General features: G+C 43.1%; 1 pseudogene. It reads left to right on the top strand.

Annotation, left to right across the window (positions count from 1 at the left end):
• Positions 1 to 50 precede the first annotated feature (50 nt).
• A pseudogene (locus FS628_RS32350) lies at positions 51 to 239 on the top strand (4-hydroxybenzoate octaprenyltransferase); the annotation flags it as partial.

Here is a 239-nt window from a genome sequence, read left to right as displayed (position 1 = left end):
AGGGTGTTGATTGGATAGGTTGGGGTTTTGGGTTAGGGAAATGATTGGAGATGGGGAAGTTGTTGGATGTGGTTAGAGGGGTTGGTTTTGTTGGGTTATTGTTAATGAGAGATGTGAGGTGGTGGTATGGGGGAGGGATGTTGGTTAGGTATGGAATTGTTTTGTATGAAGAGTATATTGTATGGGGTAATGATATGAGCCGTGTTGAAACGGGATTGTTTAGGATGAAGAGTTTGCTC

It is taken from the genome of Paenibacillus xylanexedens, assembly GCF_007676705.1.
Lineage (GTDB): Bacteria > Bacillota > Bacilli > Paenibacillales > Paenibacillaceae > Paenibacillus > Paenibacillus xylanexedens_C.
This window is presented reverse-complemented; position numbering and strand designations above follow the sequence as displayed.